The sequence below is a fragment of the Salinarimonas rosea DSM 21201 genome, assembly GCF_000429045.1.
Classification (GTDB): Bacteria; Pseudomonadota; Alphaproteobacteria; order Rhizobiales; family Beijerinckiaceae; genus Salinarimonas; species Salinarimonas rosea.
In genome coordinates this window covers 35,568-51,133 of the sequence record NZ_AUBC01000029.1, presented here as the reverse complement: position 1 = coordinate 51,133, position 15,566 = coordinate 35,568, and the positions used below count along the sequence as shown (strand labels likewise).

The 15,566-nt window shown below is 72.5% G+C and carries 16 protein-coding genes and 1 riboswitch; of the genes, 9 read left to right on the top strand and 7 right to left on the bottom strand.

Features of this window, described 5'->3' with window-relative positions:
* The 7 genes from G407_RS0118740 to G407_RS0118710 form a co-directional block, all read left to right on the top strand.
* On the top strand, positions 1-297 hold a 297-nt coding region (locus tag G407_RS0118740; protein WP_029029504.1), incomplete at its 5' end, for an integrase core domain-containing protein.
* Between the two features lie 541 nt (positions 298-838).
* Positions 839-2,137, top strand: coding sequence for a PQQ-dependent sugar dehydrogenase (locus tag G407_RS0118735; protein WP_029032058.1), 1,299 nt, complete (start codon positions 839-841; stop codon positions 2,135-2,137).
* A gap of 115 nt (positions 2,138-2,252) precedes the next feature.
* On the top strand, positions 2,253-2,873 hold the full coding sequence (locus G407_RS28650) for a DUF998 domain-containing protein (RefSeq protein ID WP_084327629.1): 621 nt from the start codon (positions 2,253-2,255) through the stop codon (positions 2,871-2,873).
* A 44-nt stretch (positions 2,874-2,917) separates the two neighbouring features.
* Positions 2,918-3,024: riboswitch (TPP riboswitch) on the top strand.
* Between the two features lie 62 nt (positions 3,025-3,086).
* Positions 3,087-4,124, top strand: coding sequence for a thiamine ABC transporter substrate binding subunit (gene thiB / locus G407_RS0118725; protein ID WP_029032057.1), 1,038 nt, complete (start codon positions 3,087-3,089; stop codon positions 4,122-4,124).
* Positions 4,121-5,698, top strand: coding sequence for an ABC transporter permease family protein (locus tag G407_RS0118720; RefSeq protein ID WP_029032056.1), 1,578 nt, complete (start codon positions 4,121-4,123; stop codon positions 5,696-5,698). The genes thiB and G407_RS0118720 overlap by 4 nt, the downstream gene beginning before the upstream one ends.
* Positions 5,692-6,408 (top strand): thiamine ABC transporter ATP-binding protein, encoded by a 717-nt coding sequence (locus G407_RS0118715; protein ID WP_029032055.1) that lies wholly within the window; start codon positions 5,692-5,694, stop codon positions 6,406-6,408. The genes G407_RS0118720 and G407_RS0118715 overlap by 7 nt, the downstream gene beginning before the upstream one ends.
* Positions 6,409-6,482: 74 nt before the next feature.
* Entirely contained in the window at positions 6,483-7,262 is a 780-nt protein-coding gene (locus tag G407_RS0118710; protein ID WP_245259126.1) for a TVP38/TMEM64 family protein, read from the top strand.
* A gap of 27 nt (positions 7,263-7,289) precedes the next feature.
* On the opposite strand, the gene G407_RS0118705 is transcribed toward G407_RS0118710, so the two are convergent.
* Together G407_RS0118705 and G407_RS0118700 are read right to left on the bottom strand one after the other, a co-directional pair.
* The gene (locus G407_RS0118705) at positions 7,290-8,000 is read right to left on the bottom strand and encodes an SDR family oxidoreductase (protein WP_029032053.1); all 711 of its coding nucleotides are present in this window, start codon (positions 7,998-8,000) and stop codon (positions 7,290-7,292) included.
* Between the two features lie 199 nt (positions 8,001-8,199).
* Complete coding sequence (locus G407_RS0118700) at positions 8,200-9,132, bottom strand: ribose-phosphate pyrophosphokinase (RefSeq protein WP_029032052.1); 933 nt, start codon at positions 9,130-9,132, stop codon at positions 8,200-8,202.
* Positions 9,133-9,438: 306 nt separating this feature from the next.
* Here G407_RS0118700 and uvrC point away from each other — a divergent pair, with 306 nt between their 5' ends.
* Positions 9,439-11,535, top strand: a complete 2,097-nt coding sequence (uvrC, locus tag G407_RS28645; protein ID WP_043540164.1) for an excinuclease ABC subunit UvrC — start codon at positions 9,439-9,441, stop codon at positions 11,533-11,535.
* Between the two features lie 193 nt (positions 11,536-11,728).
* On the opposite strand, the gene G407_RS0118690 is transcribed toward uvrC, so the two are convergent.
* The 4 genes from G407_RS0118690 to gatC all read right to left on the bottom strand — a co-directional run bounded on the left by G407_RS0118690 (position 11,729) and on the right by gatC (position 14,378).
* A complete protein-coding gene (locus G407_RS0118690) occupies positions 11,729-12,022 on the bottom strand; it encodes a hypothetical protein (RefSeq protein ID WP_029032051.1) in 294 nt (97 codons plus the stop codon).
* Positions 12,023-12,091: 69 nt separating this feature from the next.
* Positions 12,092-12,568, bottom strand: a complete 477-nt coding sequence (locus G407_RS30690) for a phosphatidylglycerophosphatase A (RefSeq protein ID WP_169728805.1) — start codon at positions 12,566-12,568, stop codon at positions 12,092-12,094.
* Positions 12,565-14,046, bottom strand: coding sequence for an Asp-tRNA(Asn)/Glu-tRNA(Gln) amidotransferase subunit GatA (gatA, locus tag G407_RS0118680; protein WP_029032050.1), 1,482 nt, complete (start codon positions 14,044-14,046; stop codon positions 12,565-12,567). Before gatA ends, G407_RS30690 begins: the two co-directional genes overlap by 4 nt.
* Before the next feature lie 44 nt (positions 14,047-14,090).
* On the bottom strand, positions 14,091-14,378 hold the full coding sequence (gatC, locus tag G407_RS0118675; protein WP_029032049.1) for an Asp-tRNA(Asn)/Glu-tRNA(Gln) amidotransferase subunit GatC: 288 nt from the start codon (positions 14,376-14,378) through the stop codon (positions 14,091-14,093).
* A gap of 84 nt (positions 14,379-14,462) precedes the next feature.
* Here gatC and G407_RS32185 point away from each other — a divergent pair, with 84 nt between their 5' ends.
* Positions 14,463-15,104, top strand: a complete 642-nt coding sequence (locus tag G407_RS32185) for a helix-turn-helix domain-containing protein (RefSeq protein ID WP_052341564.1) — start codon at positions 14,463-14,465, stop codon at positions 15,102-15,104.
* 4 nt (positions 15,105-15,108) lie between these two features.
* Here G407_RS32185 and G407_RS0118665 read toward each other — a convergent pair whose 3' ends face one another.
* On the bottom strand, positions 15,109-15,492 hold the full coding sequence (locus tag G407_RS0118665) for a VOC family protein (protein WP_029032048.1): 384 nt from the start codon (positions 15,490-15,492) through the stop codon (positions 15,109-15,111).
* Between the last annotated feature and the right edge of the window lie 74 nt (positions 15,493-15,566).

The following is a 15,566-nucleotide window of genomic DNA, read 5'->3' as shown; positions in this document are numbered from 1 at the left end:
TTCCCGGTGAAGGCGATCCAGGTCGACGGCGGCTCCGAGTTCAAGGCGGAGTTCGAGAAGGCTTGCGCCGACAAGAAGCTCGCCCTCTACGAGCTCCCGCCCAAGAGCCCGAAGCTCAACGGCGCCGTCGAGCGCTGCAACGCCGCCTGGCGCTACGAATTCTACGCCGTCTACGACCTTCCCACCGGCGTCGACGCCCTCAACCCACACATCGACGCCTTCCAGAATCTCTACAACCACCACAGACCTCACGGAGCCCTTGCCGGGAGACCACCCGCCGCGTACCTCTCGGCCTGAGCTGACGGGAGCCCCGCCGCGTCTCATATGTGCTGACCCCGGACAGCGGCTTGATTCCGGAAAAACGCTAGGCTAGCTTCCCCTCCGCCGAGACGAAGGCGCATGCCGTGGCCCAAAAAAGAAGGGCCGCGAGGTGCGGCCCTGAGTCTAGGGAGGAAACGCCCAAGAAGGAGCCCGCATCCGGGCTACGTGGAGCTGCATGCCGGCAACTCCACGTTCTGAATGGTACCGCATGCCCATTCTGGCGGCAAGATACCCGCTGTCGATTTCGACGGCGGGGCGCAGTGCTTTGGCGGAACCAATTCAAGCTGTTGTTTCCCGGCAACACTCGTCGCCAATGAAGGGTCGCTACAGGCGCCCCCCCCACGACCGCACGGTCTCTCCCCCTCGCGATGCGACCCGCGTCCCGCACCGGTGTTTCCCCGGCCGGCATCCGCCCTACCTCCTCCCGCACGCGCCGGGCGACGGCGCGATCGGCGTCACGACGCCCGATGCGTATGCGCCCGGGCGCGTTCGTCGAAACGACCATCGGGAGGAAACCATGCGCCATCGGCAACGAACCGCCCCCGCGACGTCGCTCGCGGCCCTGATCGCAGGCGCCGTCGCCTGCGGCACCCCTGCTCTCGCGCAGAGCGGCATGAACACGACGAGCCTCGAGCACGAGGTCGTGCTCGACGGGCTCGACATCCCCTGGGACATGGCGTTCCTGGAGGACGGCACGATGTTCTTCACCGAGTTCTGCGAGGGCCTGTCCGTGCGCCTGCCCTCGGGCGAGGTGAACGCGCTGCTCGGCATGCCCGAGAGCGCCGGCTACGCGGCCACGGCGGACGACCTCTTCTGCGAGGGCCAGGCCGGGATGAACGGCGTCGCCGTGGATCCGGATTTTGCGGAGAACCGCCGCATCTACGTCTACGCGGCGTCGCGCCGCTCCGATCCGCCGACGAACCGCGTGCTGCGGCTCACCGTCGACGAGGACCTCGCCGGCGTCTCGGACCGCACCGACATCGTCGACGACATCCCCTTCAAGACGCAGCCGACGGACCATCCCTTCGGCGGGACGGGCACCCACAACGGCGGCCGCGTCCGCTTCGGCCCGCAGGACGGATATCTCTACGTCACCACGGGCGACAACCACAACGGCACGATCCCGCAGAGCCCGACCATCATGGGCTCCAAGGTGCTGCGCATCGACACCGACGGGAACGCCGCTCCCGGCAACACCCCGCCCGAGGGCTTCGACCCGCGCACCTACACCTACGGTCATCGCAACGTGCAGGGCATCGCCTTCCACCCCGTGACCGGTGCCGCGATCGTCGCCGAGCACGGCCCCTGGCATTCCGACGAGATCACCGTGCTGGAGAACGGCGGCAACGGCGGCTGGGACCCGCGCCCGAACATGGCCGGCCGCGGCGACTGCCCGGACGACTATTGCGGCTACATGCCCAACCAGATGGAGGGAATGAACCGCTTCGAGCGCGCCTCCTTCATGCCGATGACGGATTTCGAGACCTACCCGGACGCGATGCCCCCGATCTGGGAGAACAATGGCTGGTCCCAGGGCACCGCGTCCGCCGCCTTCCTCGAGGGCGAGGCGTGGGGCGACTGGGAGAACGCGCTCGTCGTCGGCATCATGGGCATCGGGTTCGGCGGCACGCCCATCGGCCAGCGCATCGACGTGATCGAGCTCGACGAGGCGGGCACGTCCGTCGTCGACGTCACGGAGATGACGCTGCCGATGGAGGCGGGCCGCTTCCGCTCCGTGGTGCTCGGCCCCGACGGCAGCCTCTACGCCGCGGTGGACGAGGGGAAGATCCACAGGCTCACGCCCGGCGGGCGTTGACTGGCGCAGGCCCCGCCCGCCGGGCGGGGTCGCGTCGCTCGCCGGAGGCGGCGCAACGGCGGGCGCCTCTCGCGCGTTGGCCGTCTTGCAGCAACCTCGCGGGCGGTCTTCATCGATGCACTCTTCTCGTGACGAAAGCGCCTCCGTCCCCTGGACGGGGGCGGTGGCCGCCGCGGGCGCGAGCGTCCTCGTCGTCACCGATCTCGTCGGCTCCGCGCTGGTGCCGGGCTACGACCCCGTCCGCAACTCGATCTCGGATCTCGCCGCAGGCCGCCTCGCCTGGATCCAGGACCTCGGACTCGTCGCCTTCGCCATCGGCCTCGCGGCGTTGGCCTGGGGTCTCGGGCGGCGGCGCGCAGGCCGAACCTGGCGCGCAGGCGTGGTCTGCGTCGCGCTCGTCGCCCTCGACGTCGCGACGATCGCGCTCCACGACGAATACGGCGACCGCGATCGGGGCGGCTTCGTCATCCACCTGGAGCTGGTCTATGCGCTCGGCGGCCTGTTCGCACTCGCGACGCTGCTCCTCATCCCCGGCCTCTGGCGCGAGCGCCGCGCCTGGGGCATCTTCGACGCCGTCGTCGGCGCCGCCTGGATCGTGCTCGCGCCGATCTTCTTCATCGTCCCGACGCGGTGGGACGGGCTCTACGAGCGCGCCATCGCGCTGATCGTGCTGGTCTGGACCTTCGGGATGGCGTGGTTCCTGATGCGGCGACGCCGGCGCGTCTCGCTGACCTGATCGCGGCCCACGCTTGCGCGGACGTGCGCGGCGGTCTACACCCGTCGCGTCTCACGGGGTGCTCCGCGAAGGAGCTGAGAGGCGCGGTCCGCGCCAACCCGTCGAACCTGATCCGGGTCGTGCCGGCGTAGGGATGAGCGACTGGCCGCGCGCTGCGACCGCCCCCGCACATCGTCGCCCGTCGCGCCCCGGCTCTCGCGAACGGAGCCGCCGATGCACACCCCCGCCCGCTTCCTCCTCGCCGCCCTCACCCTCGCCTCGCCCGCCCTCGCCGCGGGGCTGGCCGCGCTGCCGACGCCCGCCGCCGCGCAGGAGCGGCCGACGCTCACCGTCTACACCTATTCCTCCTTCGTCGGCCGCTACGGCCCGGGCGAGGCCATCGCCGAGCGCTTCGAGGCCTCCTGCGGCTGCGATCTCGAGTGGGTGACCGCCGACGATGCCGGCTCGCTGCTCGGCCGCCTGCGGCTCGAGGGCGCCTCGACCCAGGCCGACGTCGTGCTCGGCCTCGACATGAACCTCGCCGCGGAAGCCCGCGCGCTCGGCCTGTTCGCGCCCCACGGCGTCGAGCCCGGCCCGCTCGACATGCCGGTGGCATGGGAGGACGAGACCTTCCTGCCCTACGACTGGGGCCATCTCGCCTTCGTCTACGACACGACCCGGCTCGACGCCCCGCCGGAGAGCCTGGAGGCGCTCTTCACGGATCCGGACGGCCCGCGCGTCGTACTCCAGGACCCGCGCACCAGCGCGCCGGGCTTCGGGCTGCTGCTCTGGTCGAGCGCCGTCTTCGGCGAAGGGCTCGCCGATGCCTGGGCGGCGTTGACGCCGCGCGTGGTGACCTTCACCACCGGCTGGTCGGAGGCCTACGGGCTCTTCCTGGAGGGCGAGGCGGACATGGTGCTGTCGTACTCGACCTCGCCGGCCTACCACCGGTCCGTCGAGGACGAGACGCGCTACGAAGCCGCCCGCTTCGCCGAGGGGCACTACCTCCACGTCGAGATCGCCGGGATCACGCAGGCCACGGACGCCCCGGAGCTCGCCAGGGACTTCCTGCGCTTCATGCTGTCCGACGCTTTCCAGAGCCTGATCCCGGAGGGCAACTGGATGTACCCCGCGCGCCTGCCCGAGGGCGGGCTGCCGGAGAGCTTCGAGGGGCTGATCGCGCCGGACGTGGCGTTCCTGTTCGACCCCGAGCGCGTCTCCGCCCAGCGTCGGGGGCTGATCGACACCTGGCTCGAGGCGACGACCCGGTGAGGCGCGCGCCGGGCCGACGCCTGCCGCATCCCGGTGCGCTCGTCGCGCTCGCGCTCGCGGTCCTGGCGGCGGCCGCCTTCGGCGCGCTGATCGCGGCGGCGCAGGACCGGCCGAGCGTGCTCGCGCTCGACGCCTACCTGCGCCGCATCCTCGTCTTCTCGCTCGCCCAGGCGGCCCTCTCGACGGTGCTCTCGCTCGCGCTGGGCGCGGCGCTGGCGCTGGCGCTGGCGCGGCGGCGCTTCCCGGGGCGCGGCCTCGCGCTCGCGGCGCTCGGCGCGGCGGCGGTGATGCCGGCGATCGTCGTCGTGTTCTCGGTCGTCGCGGTCTACGGACGCTCGGGATGGCTCGCGGTGGGACTGGAGGCGACGGGGCTTACGCTGCGGCCCGACCCGTTCGGATGGCCCGGCATCCTCCTCGCCCACGTCTTCCTCAACGCCGCGCTCGCCACGCGGGTCTACCTCGACGCGCTGTCGCGGGCGCCCGCGGAGCACTGGCGGCTCGCCGCGATCCTCGGCTTCGGCGCGCGGGCCACCTTCGCCCATCTCGACCGGCCGATCCTGATGCGGGAGACGCCCGGCCTCGCCGGGCTCGTCTTCCTGCTGTGCTTCACGAGCTTCGCCATCGTGCTCACGCTCGGCGGCGGGCCGGGCAAGGCGACGCTCGAGGTCGCGATCTTCTCCGCGCTCCGGGTCGAGCTCGATTTCGCCCGCGCGGCGATGCTCGCGGGCGTCCAGCTCGCGATCTGCCTGTCGCTGACGCTCGTGCTGCACTGGGCGGTGACGCGGGCCCCCGTGGTACCGACCGAGCGCCTGCCGATCGCGCGCCCGGACGCCGGCGACCCGCGCCTGCGCCGGCTCGACCGCGCGGTGCTGGCGCTCGGCGGGGCGCTGGTCCTCCCGATCCTGGCGGCGACGCTCGAAGGCGCCGCCGCGCTGCCGCGGGTCTTCGACCGCGACCTCGCCCACGCGGCGACGACGAGCGTCGCGATCGCGCTCGTCTCGGCGGTCCTCGCCTGCGCCATGGCGATCGCGCTCGCGGGCGCGGCGCAGGCGGCCCGGAGCCGCCGGCGGGGGCGGCTCGCGGCCGCCTACGACGTGCTGCCGGCACTGGTGCTCGCGATCCCGCCCTTCGCGCTGACGGCGGGGCTCTTCCTCCTCCTGCGCGGACGCGTGGGGCCGACGCAGGCCGGCTTCCTGCTCCTGCCCCTGGTGAACGCCATCGGCGCCCTGCCCTTCGCCTACCGCTTCCTGGCGCCGGCGCTCGCCACGAGCGCCGAGCGCCACGGCCGCCTCGCGGCGCTGCTCGGGCTCACCGGCCTGCGCCGGATCGCGATCGTCGACTGGCCGGTGCTGCGCCGCCCGCTCGCGGGAGCCTTCGCCTTCGCCGCCGCGCTCTCCTTCGGCGATTTCGGCATCGTCGCGCTCTTCGGCGGGACGGAGCTGCGGACGGTGCCCTACCTGCTCTACGAGCGCCTGGGCGCGTACCGCCTCGACGAGGCGGCGGCGATCGGGCTCCTCCTCGTCGCGGCAGCCTTCGCGCTCTCCGCCTTCGCCACACGGATGGCCCGATGCTGATTGTCGACGCCTGCCGCCTCGCCTGGCCGGACTTCGAGACGCTGTATGCGCTCGAGGCCCCGTCGGGCTCCATGCTCGCGATCGTCGGCCCCTCCGGCGGCGGCAAGACGACGCTGCTGTCCATGATCGCGGGGTTCGAGACGCCGGTCTCCGGACGGCTCGCCTTCGACGGGCGCGATCTCCTGCCGCTCTCGCCGGCCGAGCGGCCGGTGGCGATGATGTTCCAGGACAACAACCTGTTCGCCCACCTCACGGCGGCGCAGAACGTCGCGCTCGGCATCCGCCCCTCGCTGCGCCTCGCGGAGGCCGACCGCGCGCGCGTCGCCGAGGCGCTCGCGGCGGTCGATCTCGCGGGGCTCGAGGCGCGCCGGCCCGAGCAGCTCTCCGGCGGCCAGCGCCAGCGCGTGGCGCTCGCGCGTGCGCTCGTCTCGCGAAAGCCGCTGCTCCTGCTCGACGAGCCCTTCGGCGCCCTCGATCCCGGCCTGCGGCGGGAGATGATCGCCATCGTCGACGACCTGCGCCGCGCGCGGGGCATCACGGTCCTGATCACGATCCATACCCCCGAGGACGTGCTCGACCGGGCGGACGCCCTCGCCTTCGTGGCGCGGGGACGCGTCCTCGTGCAGGATGCACCCCGCGCCGCGCTCGATCCGACGCGCGATCCCGCGATCGCCGCCTTCGTCGGTCACGCGGCGCCCGCGAAGTCGTGACGGGCCCGTGACCGGGCGGTGCGTTACAACACCGGTGTCCACGCGAAACAGCGTAGACACCGGGAGAAAGCACGATGACCGCGATGCAGGACACCCAGGACCGCACCACCGCCGACACCGCCGCCGACCGTCCTGCGAGCCGGCCCGCCCGCGGCGCGCTGCGGCGCTTCGGCCCGCTCGTGGCGCTCGCCGCCGTGATCGCCGGCGCCTTCGCCCTTGGGCTCGACGAGTACGTCTCCTTCGAGGCGCTGCGCGCCAATTCGGAGCGGCTGCAGGCCTTCGTCGCCGACGGATTCGTCCTCGCGGCGCTCGCCTACGTCGCGGTGTACGCGGTCGTGGTGGCGGCCTCGCTGCCCGGCGGCGCGGTGCTGACCATGACGGGCGGCTTCCTGTTCGGCGTCCTCGCCGGCACCGCCTTCGCGGTCGTCGGCGCCACGATCGGCGCGACCGGCGTCTTCCTGATCGCCCGCACGGCGCTCGGCGACGCCCTGCGCGAGAAGGCCGGCGGCGCGATCGCGCGCATGGCGGAGGGCTTCCGCAAGGACGCGTTCAACTACCTGCTGTTCCTGCGGCTCGTGCCGGTCTTCCCCTTCTTCGTCGTCAACCTTGCCCCCGCCTTCCTCGGCGTTCCCCTGCGCACCTACGTGGTCGCGACGCTGATCGGCATCGTGCCCGGCGCCTTCGTCTTCGCCTCCGTCGGCGCGGGCTTCGAGAGCGTGATCGCCCAGGGCGGCGAGCTCTCCGCGCGCGGCGTGCTGACGCCGGAGGTGATCACGGCGCTCGTGGGGCTCGCGGTGCTGGCGCTGATCCCGGTCGTGGTGCGCCGCTGGCGGGAGCGGACGGCGCGGGGGTGACGGCGCCGAGGTGAGGGCTCGGCGCGCTCACAGCGAGCGCGTCAGCCCGCCGTCGAGGCGCAGGTTCTGACCGGTCATGTAGGCGCCCTCCTCCGAGGCGAGCCAGGCGACGAGCGAGGAGACCTCCGCGGCCCGCGCGTAGCGCCCCATCGGGATGCGCGCGCGGCGCGCCTCGGTCTCCGGCAGGCTGTCGACGAAGCCGGGGAGCACGTTGTTCATGCGGATGTTGTCCGGCGCGTAACGATCGGCGAAGAGCTTCGTGAAGGCCGCGAGCCCGGCGCGGAACACGGCCGACGTGGGGAAGACCGGATCGGGCTCCACGGCAGCGAAGCTCGAGATGTTGACGATCGCCCCGCCGCCCTGCGCCTGCATGATCGGCGTCACCAGACGCGCGGGTCGCACGACGTTCAGAAGGTAGACGTCCATCCCCAGGTGCCAGTCCTCGTCGGGGATGGCGAGCACGTCGCCCTTGGGCCCGTGCCCGGCGGAGTTCACCAGGACGTCGACCCGCCCCCAGCGCGCCATGGCGCCGTCGACGAGCCGCGCGAGATCGGCGACGACGAGGTTCGACCCGGTGACCCCGAAGCCCCCGAGCTCGCCGGCCAGGGCCTCACCTTTCCCTGACGACGAGAGGATGCCCACGCGAAACCCGTCGGCGGCGAGCCGGCGCGCGGCATCCGCCCCCATGCCGGAGCCGCCGGCGGTGACGAGGGCGACCTTGGTGGTGGTGTCGGGCATTGTGTGCTCCCTCTCGCGCGTATCTCGGGGCGTTGGTGCCCGCCCCGACGACACGCATCAACCGGAGAGCCGGTCGCGTCTACGGAAATCCGACGGAAGCACAAGCATCCGGCCCTACCTCGGCGATTGCCCATGCACGAACGCGCGAGAACGTCGAACGCTTCGCGTCCCGGTAGATCCCAGGCCCGCCGCCCCCGCCTCAATCGAACAGGCTGGACACCGAGCTCTCGCTCGCGGTGCGGGCGATGGCCTCGCCCATCAGGGGCGCGATCGAGACGACGCGGATGTTGCGGGCGACCTTCACGGCTTCCGTCGGCATGATCGAGTCCGTGATCACGAGCTCCTTGAGCTTGGAGTTCGCGATGCGCGACACCGCCCCGCCCGAGAGCACGCCGTGAGTGATGTAGGCGGAGACCGCGGTGGCGCCCTCCGCGAGCAGCGCCTCGGCGGCGTTGCACAGGGTGCCGCCGGAATCGATGATGTCGTCGATGAGGATGCAGGAGCGCCCGCGCACCTCGCCGATGATGTTCATCACCTCCGACTCGCCCGGCCGGTCGCGGCGCTTGTCGACGATGGCGAGCGTCGTCTCGAGGCGCTTGGACAGCGCGCGGGCGCGCACCACGCCGCCGACGTCCGGCGAGACCACCATGCGCTCGCCCGCGGGCAGGCGCTCCTTGATGTCGCGAGTGATCACCGGGGCGGCGAAGAGGTTGTCGGTGGGGATGTCGAAGAAGCCCTGGATCTGTCCCGCGTGGAGATCGAGCGTCAGCACGCGGTCGCAGCCGGACTCGGTGATCAGGTTCGCCACGAGCTTGGCCGAGATCGGCGTGCGGCCCGCGGTGCGCCGGTCCTGTCGGGCGTAGCCGAAATACGGGATCACCGCCGTGATCCGCCGCGCCGAGGAGCGGCGGCAAGCGTCGATCAGGATCAGCAGCTCCATCAGGTGGTCGTTCGCCGGGAACGAGGTCGACTGGACGATGAAGACGTCCTCGCCGCGGACGTTCTCCTGGAGCTCGACGAAGATCTCCATGTCCGCGAAGCGCTTGACGGAGCAGCGCGCGAGCGGGACGTCGAGGTACGCGGCGATCGCCTCGGCGAGCGGGCGGTTGGAGTTGCCGGCGACGAGCTTCATCGATCACGGAGCCTTCGAGCTTCGGGGGGCGCGGCGGGCCGGACCCGCGCACCTGTCGCGAGGGGTCATATCGGGAAGGCCGTCATCCGGCAAGCAGTCGTGCCGCCGGGCTTCCCATATGGTCGCCGCCCGACGAGGCGAAGTTGCATCGAACGTCCGAGGCACCCGAGCGCCGATTCGACGCTTGGGGCGACATACGCGCCGCAGGAATGCCGTCGTGAGCGGCGCGCCGTCGGCACGGGCGCCGTCTCGCCGCGGCGCGCTGCCCTTTCCCCTCGCGCGCGCGTCGCATACATCTCCCGCACGATGAGCGACGAGACCGAATCCACCACGACGACCGAGGCCGATGCCCCGCTCCCGCCCGAGCCGGCCGACGCCGAAGGCACGCGCGCGGCCTTCGACTTCGAGACGCCGGCCGAGCTGAAGGCCGGCATGTCGGTGATCCGGCGCTTCTGGGAGACGCTGCCCAACGCGCCGGGCGTCTACCGCATGATCGATGCGGCCGGCGAGGTGCTCTACGTCGGCAAGGCCAAGAACCTGAAGTCGCGCGTGGGCTCCTACGCGCGGGGCTACGCGCATTCGAACCGCATCGCCCGGATGATCGTCGACACGGCGGCGATGGAGTTCGTCACCACGGCGACCGAGACCGAGGCGCTGCTGCTCGAGACGAACCTCATCAAGCAGCTCAAGCCGCGCTACAACGTGCTCCTGCGCGACGACAAGTCCCTGCCCTACATCCTCCTCACCGAGGACGCCGATCGCGCGCCGCAGCTCGTGAAGCACCGCGGGGCGCGGAACCGCAAGGGCGCCTATTTCGGGCCGTTCGCGAGCGTGTGGGCGGTCAACCGCACGATGACGGCGCTGCAGCGCGCCTTCCTGCTGCGCACCTGCTCGGACAGCTACTACGACAACCGCACGCGGCCCTGCCTGCTCCACCAGATCAAGCGCTGCGCCGGCCCCTGCACGGGGGAGATCGGCAGGGAGGACTATGCGGCGCTCGCGGGCGAGGCGCAGGCCTTCCTCGCCGGGCGCTCGACCGCGGTGAAGGAGCGGCTCGCCGCGGACATGCAGGAAGCGGCGGAAGCGCTCGAGTTCGAGCGCGCGGCCCGCTACCGCGACCGCATCGCCGCGCTCTCCGCCATCCAGGGGTCGCAGGGGATCAACACGCAGTCGGTGGAGGAGGCGGACGTCGTCGCCATCGACGAGCAGGCCGGGGCCTATTGCGTCGAGGTGTTCTTCTTCCGCAACTGGCAGAACTGGGGCAACCGCGCCTACTTCCCCAAGGCCGAGAAGGGGCTCGCGCCTCAGGAGGTGCTCGCCTCCTTCGTCTCGCTGTTCTACGCCGACAAGCCGCCGCCGCGGCTCGTCCTCCTGTCCCACGACATCGAGGAGCGCGACCTCGTCCAGAAGGCCCTGACCCTGAAGGCCGGCCACAAGGTGGAGGTGCACGCCCCGAAGCGCGGCGAGCGTCGCGCCATGGTCGAGGCGGCGCTGCGCAATGCCAAGGAGGCGCTCGGCCGGCGCCTCGCCGAGCGCTCCTCCCAGGCGAAGCTGCTCGACGTCCTGGCCCAGGCCTTCGACCTGCCGCGCGCCCCGCGGCGCGTGGAGGTCTACGACAACTCGCACATCATGGGCACGAACGCCGTCGGCGCGATGGTCGTCGCCGGCGTCGGCGGCTTCATGAAGCAGCACTACCGCACCTTCAACATCAAGTCGCAGGACCTCACGCCGGGCGACGACTTCGGGATGATGAAGGAGGTGCTCGGCCGGCGCTTCGCGCGGCTGGTGAAGGAGCATCCGGACCGGCTCGTCCGCGTCCCCGAGGCGGCGGCAGACGAGCCGGAGGAGGCGCGCGAGATCGAGGACGCGCTGATCGCCGAGGGACCGGAGGCCGGGAGCGAGGACGAGACGCTGGAGGACGAGCTCGAGACGGCCGCCGCCGACGAGGAGTTCCCGGCCTGGCCCGATCTCGTGCTCATCGACGGTGGCGCCGGCCAGGTCGCGGCGGCCCGCAGGGCGCTCGCCGAGATCGGCGTGACCGACGTCGCCCTCGTCGGCGTCGCCAAGGGGCGCGACCGCGACGCGGGCCGCGAGACGTTCTTCTGCGAGGGCAGGAGCCCCTTCAAGCTGCCACCGCGCGACCCGGCGCTGTACTTCATCCAGCGCCTGCGCGACGAGGCCCACCGCTTCGCCATCGGCGCCCACCGCGCCAAGCGCAAGCGCGCCATGGTGCAGAACCCGCTCGACGAGATCGCCGGCATCGGCCCCGCCCGCAAGCGCGCGCTGCTCCACCATTTCGGCACGGTGAAGGCCATCCAGCGCGCCGCGCTCGAGGACCTGATGAAGACGCCCGGCGTCAACGCCGCCACCGCGAAGGCGGTCTACGACCACTTCCACGACTGACGCCCCGCTCTCCCGCCCCCTCGGGGCGGGGACGGCGAGCGCAGCGAGCCAGGGGCGGGGTCCCGCGGCTCGACACGTCCGGTTTCGGCTGCGCCGGAGCGCGCCTGCGGCGCACGCCCTTCCGTCTCGTCGGTTTCGCCGCCGATCCACCTCCCCCGACGGGGGAGGAGCTTTCGTCCTACCCCGCCCCCGATCACGCCCCCCGCATGCGCCTGATCCCGTACGCCGCGCTCGACCAGACCAGCGCCGCCACCGTGCGCACCGGCAGCAGCGAGGGGTGGTCGCCGCCGACGGGGGCGATCCAGGGGAGGCCGAGGCTGGTGATCGCCCAGGCGGCGAGGACTGCCGCCGCCAGCGCCGCGATCACCGCGACGACGAGCTTGCCGGCCTGGTCGGCATTCCAGCCGAACCAGGCCGCCACCACGATCAGGATCGGGTCGAAGGCGGCCATCAGCCAGACGGCGGCGGCGACGGACGGGGTTTCCACGGCGGGAGGCTCCTCGAAAGGCGGACGCGAACGCGCCCGCGTCCTAGCAGGCGGCGCGCCCCCGCGCCATCATGCGAGGCGCCGCAGCACCACGGACGCGAGCGCGGCCGCGGCGAGGACGATCCCCGCCGCGGCGAGGTCGTCCGCCATCACGCCGAGCGCCCCGGGGATCGCCTCCGCCCGGTCGACGGGCCAGGGCTTCACCCGGTCGATCGTCACGTAGGCGACGAGGAGGAACGCGGCAACCGAGGGGCGTCTCGGCCGCAGGACGAAGAGCACGAGTGCCGCGCCGGCGACCTCGTCGATGACGATGCGTCCGTCGTCGACGATTCCGGTCGCCCCGCCCCAGGTCGCGCTGGCCCACAGGCCGAGCGCGAAGAGGGTCGTCCCGATCGCGGCGCGCCCGAAGGCCGGCAGCGCCTGCGCCCACCAGAGCAACGGCGCCGTCACGAGCACGGCGAGCCCGACGCGCGGAAAGCCCGTGTGCCCGATCCAGAGGACGGTCGCGACCGCCTCGGCGAGCGCGATCTCGAGCCCGGTGCTCACCCCCACCAGGGCTGCGGATAGGTCACCCGGCCGGCGGCCTCCTCGATCACGCGGCCGGTGGCGAAGAGGGTCTCCTCGTCGAAGGCGCGGCCGATGAGCTGGAGGCCGAGCGGCAGGCCCTGCGCGTCGAAGCCGGCGGGGACGGAGATGCCGGGCAGGCCCGCCATGTTCACGGTGACCGTGAAAATGTCGTTGAGGTACATCTCCACGGGATCGCCCGAGCCCTTCTCGCCGATGCCGAAGGCGGCCGACGGCGTCGCCGGCGTGAGGATGGCGTCGACGCCCGCGGCGTAGGCCTCCTCGAAGTCGCGCTTGATCAGGGTGCGGATCTTCTGGGCGCGCAGGTAGTAGGCGTCGTAGTAGCCCGCGGAGAGCACGTAGGTGCCGATCATGACGCGCCGCTTCACCTCGCGGCCGAAGCCCTCGGCGCGGGTCATCTCGTACATGTCGGTGATGTCGCGGCCCGGCACGCGCAGGCCGTAACGCACGCCGTCGTAGCGCGCGAGGTTGGAGGAGGCCTCCGCCGGCGCGACGATGTAGTAGGCCGGAAGCGCGTATTTGGTGTGCGGCAGCGAGATCTCGACCATCTCGGCGCCGGCGGCGCGCAGCCAGTCCTGCCCCTGCTGCCAGAGCGCCTCGATCTCGGCGGGCATGCCCTCGACGCGGTATTCCTTCGGGATGCCGATCCTGAGCCCCCTGACGCCGCGCGACACGGCGGCGCGGTAGTCCGGCACGGGCATGTCGGCGCAGGTCGTGTCCTTGGCGTCCGGGCCGGCCATGGCCTGGAGCATCATCGCCGCGTCCTCGACGCTCTTGGTGATCGGCCCGGCCTGATCGAGCGACGAGGCGAAGGCGACGATGCCCCAGCGCGAGCAGCGCCCGTAGGTCGGCTTGATGCCCACCGTCCCGGTGAAGGCGGCGGGCTGGCGGATCGAGCCGCCGGTGTCGGTCGCCGTCGCCGCGAGCGCGAGGCGGGCGGAGACCGCCGCGGCCGAGCCGCCGGACGAGCCGCCGGGGACGAGCGCCGCGTCCGAGCCGGCGCGGCGCCAGGGCGACACGACCGGCCCGAAGGCGCTCGTCTCGTTCGACGAGCCCATGGCGAACTCGTCGCAATTGATCTTGCCGAGCATCACCGCGCCCGCCCGCCAGAGGTTGGCGGTGACGGTCGATTCGTAGCGCGGGGTGAAGTCGTCGAGGATCCGCGAGCAGGCGGTCGAGCGCACGCCCTCGGTGCAGAACAGGTCCTTGACGCCGATCGGCAGGCCCTCGAGCGGGCCCGCCTCCCCCTTCGCGAGGCGCGCGTCGGAGGCGTCGGCCATGGCGAGCGCCTTCTCCGGCGTCTCGAGCACGTAGGCGTTGAGCGCGCGGGCCTTCGCCACGGCATCGAGATGCGCCTGCGTCAGCTCGCGCGCGGAGAAGGACTTCTTCGCGAGCCCCTCGCGGGCCTCGGCGAGGGTGAGGTCGGTGAGATCGGTCACGGGCGTGCCCTTGCTGCGACGGGGTGCGACGGCGGCTGAACGGGTTACTCGACGACCTTGGGGACCACGAAGAAATGGTCCTCGGTCACGGGGGCGTTGGCGACGATGTCGTCGGCCTTGTCGCCGTCGGCGACGCCGTCCTCGCGGGTCTTGATGCGCATCGGCGTGACGGAGGTCATCGGCTCGACGCCCTCGACGTCGACCTCCGACAGCTGCTCGACGAAGGCGAGGATGGCATTGAGCTCGCCCTGGAGATGCGGCACGTCCTCGTCGGTCACGCGGATGCGGGCCAGGCGCGCGATGCGCCTCACGGTGTCGGTGTCGACGGACATGTGTTCCAAGCCGGGCTGGAGGGCGGGTCGCGCCGGCTATATCATCGCCGCGACGCGGGGGGCAACCATGGGCGGGAGCGGCGGGTGAGCGCGCGGGACGTCATCGGAAGCTGGGTCGCGAGCGCGGATGCACCGCGCGACGCGCTGGTGCTGCCGGACGGCTGCGTCGACCTCATCCTCGCGCGACGCCCCGGCACCGCGCCGGAGCTGCGCGTCTCGGCGCTGATGGACGCGCCGACGCGGGTGCGCCTTTCGCCCGGCGAGCGCCTCGCCGGCTTCCGGCTGGCACCGGGGCGGCGGGTCGACGTCGGCGTGCTGTCGGCCGTGCCGCCCGCCGACGCGGAGGACGCGGCGGCGATCCTCGACCGCCTGCCGGAGATCGCGCCGCGCTCGCCTCGCCTGGAGGAGGCCCTCGCCTGCCTCGCCGAGGCCCGCGACGTCGCCGGCGCCGCCGCACGCGCGGGTGTCGCGCCACGCACCCTCCAGCGGCTCGTGCGGGCCGAGACCGGCCGCTCCCCGGATTTCTGGCGCCGCCTCGCCCGCGCCCGTCGCGCCGGCCGCGCGCTGCTCGCCGGCACGTCGCCGGCCGAGGCCGCCTTCGCCGCCGGCTACGCCGACCAGGCCCACCTCACCCGCGAGCTCTCCCGCTGGCTCGGCACGACGCCGGGGCGGCTCGTGCGGGACGAGACGGTGGCCGGGATGGTGCTGGCGACGGGGTACGGATGATGCGTCAGCCGGGCACCGCCGAGCAGATCTCCACCAGATACCCGTCCGGGTCCGTCACGTAGGACGTCGTCTGCCCCCATTCCTCCCGCCGCGGCGCCTGCTTCGGCGTCGCGCCCGCTTCGACCGCGCGGGCGAAGGCGGCCTCGACATCGTCGGTCTCGAAGGCGATCTCGAAGCTGGGGCGGGCGGGATCGGGTGCGGCGGGGTCCTTGCCGAGCGCGCGGATCAGGCGCCGCGAGGAGAAGGACAGTGTCGTGTTCCCGGTGGCGAGCTCGCCGTAGTCGTTCGACGGGTGCAGCATGCCCCGCGCCAGACCGAAGGCGCGCTCGTAGAAGGCGAGGGAGGCGGGGACGTCCTCCACGTAGAGGATCGTGTACCTGAGCTTCATCGTGATCTCCGTTGCGGGAAGAGGCCGCCACCCTGCCCGCGGCGGACTGCTCCGTCTTGAAGAATCGCGACAGG

What these genes read in the sequence shown, in the direction of transcription:
- G407_RS0118705 (WP_029032053.1), bottom strand. Translation starts at nt 8,000, where the DNA reads ATGCCCGACACCACCACCAAGGTCGCCCTCGTCACCGCCGGCGGCTCC.
- G407_RS0118735 (WP_029032058.1), top strand. Translation starts at nt 839, where the DNA reads ATGCGCCATCGGCAACGAACCGCCCCCGCGACGTCGCTCGCGGCCCTG.
- G407_RS0118715 (WP_029032055.1), top strand. Translation starts at nt 5,692, where the DNA reads ATGCTGATTGTCGACGCCTGCCGCCTCGCCTGGCCGGACTTCGAGACG.
- G407_RS0118665 (WP_029032048.1), bottom strand. Translation starts at nt 15,492, where the DNA reads ATGAAGCTCAGGTACACGATCCTCTACGTGGAGGACGTCCCCGCCTCC.
- G407_RS0118700 (WP_029032052.1), bottom strand. Translation starts at nt 9,132, where the DNA reads ATGAAGCTCGTCGCCGGCAACTCCAACCGCCCGCTCGCCGAGGCGATC.
- G407_RS28650 (WP_084327629.1), top strand. Translation starts at nt 2,253, where the DNA reads ATGCACTCTTCTCGTGACGAAAGCGCCTCCGTCCCCTGGACGGGGGCG.
- G407_RS0118710 (WP_245259126.1), top strand. Translation starts at nt 6,483, where the DNA reads ATGACCGCGATGCAGGACACCCAGGACCGCACCACCGCCGACACCGCC.
- gatC (WP_029032049.1), bottom strand. Translation starts at nt 14,378, where the DNA reads ATGTCCGTCGACACCGACACCGTGAGGCGCATCGCGCGCCTGGCCCGC.
- uvrC (WP_043540164.1), top strand. Translation starts at nt 9,439, where the DNA reads ATGAGCGACGAGACCGAATCCACCACGACGACCGAGGCCGATGCCCCG.
- thiB (WP_029032057.1), top strand. Translation starts at nt 3,087, where the DNA reads ATGCACACCCCCGCCCGCTTCCTCCTCGCCGCCCTCACCCTCGCCTCG.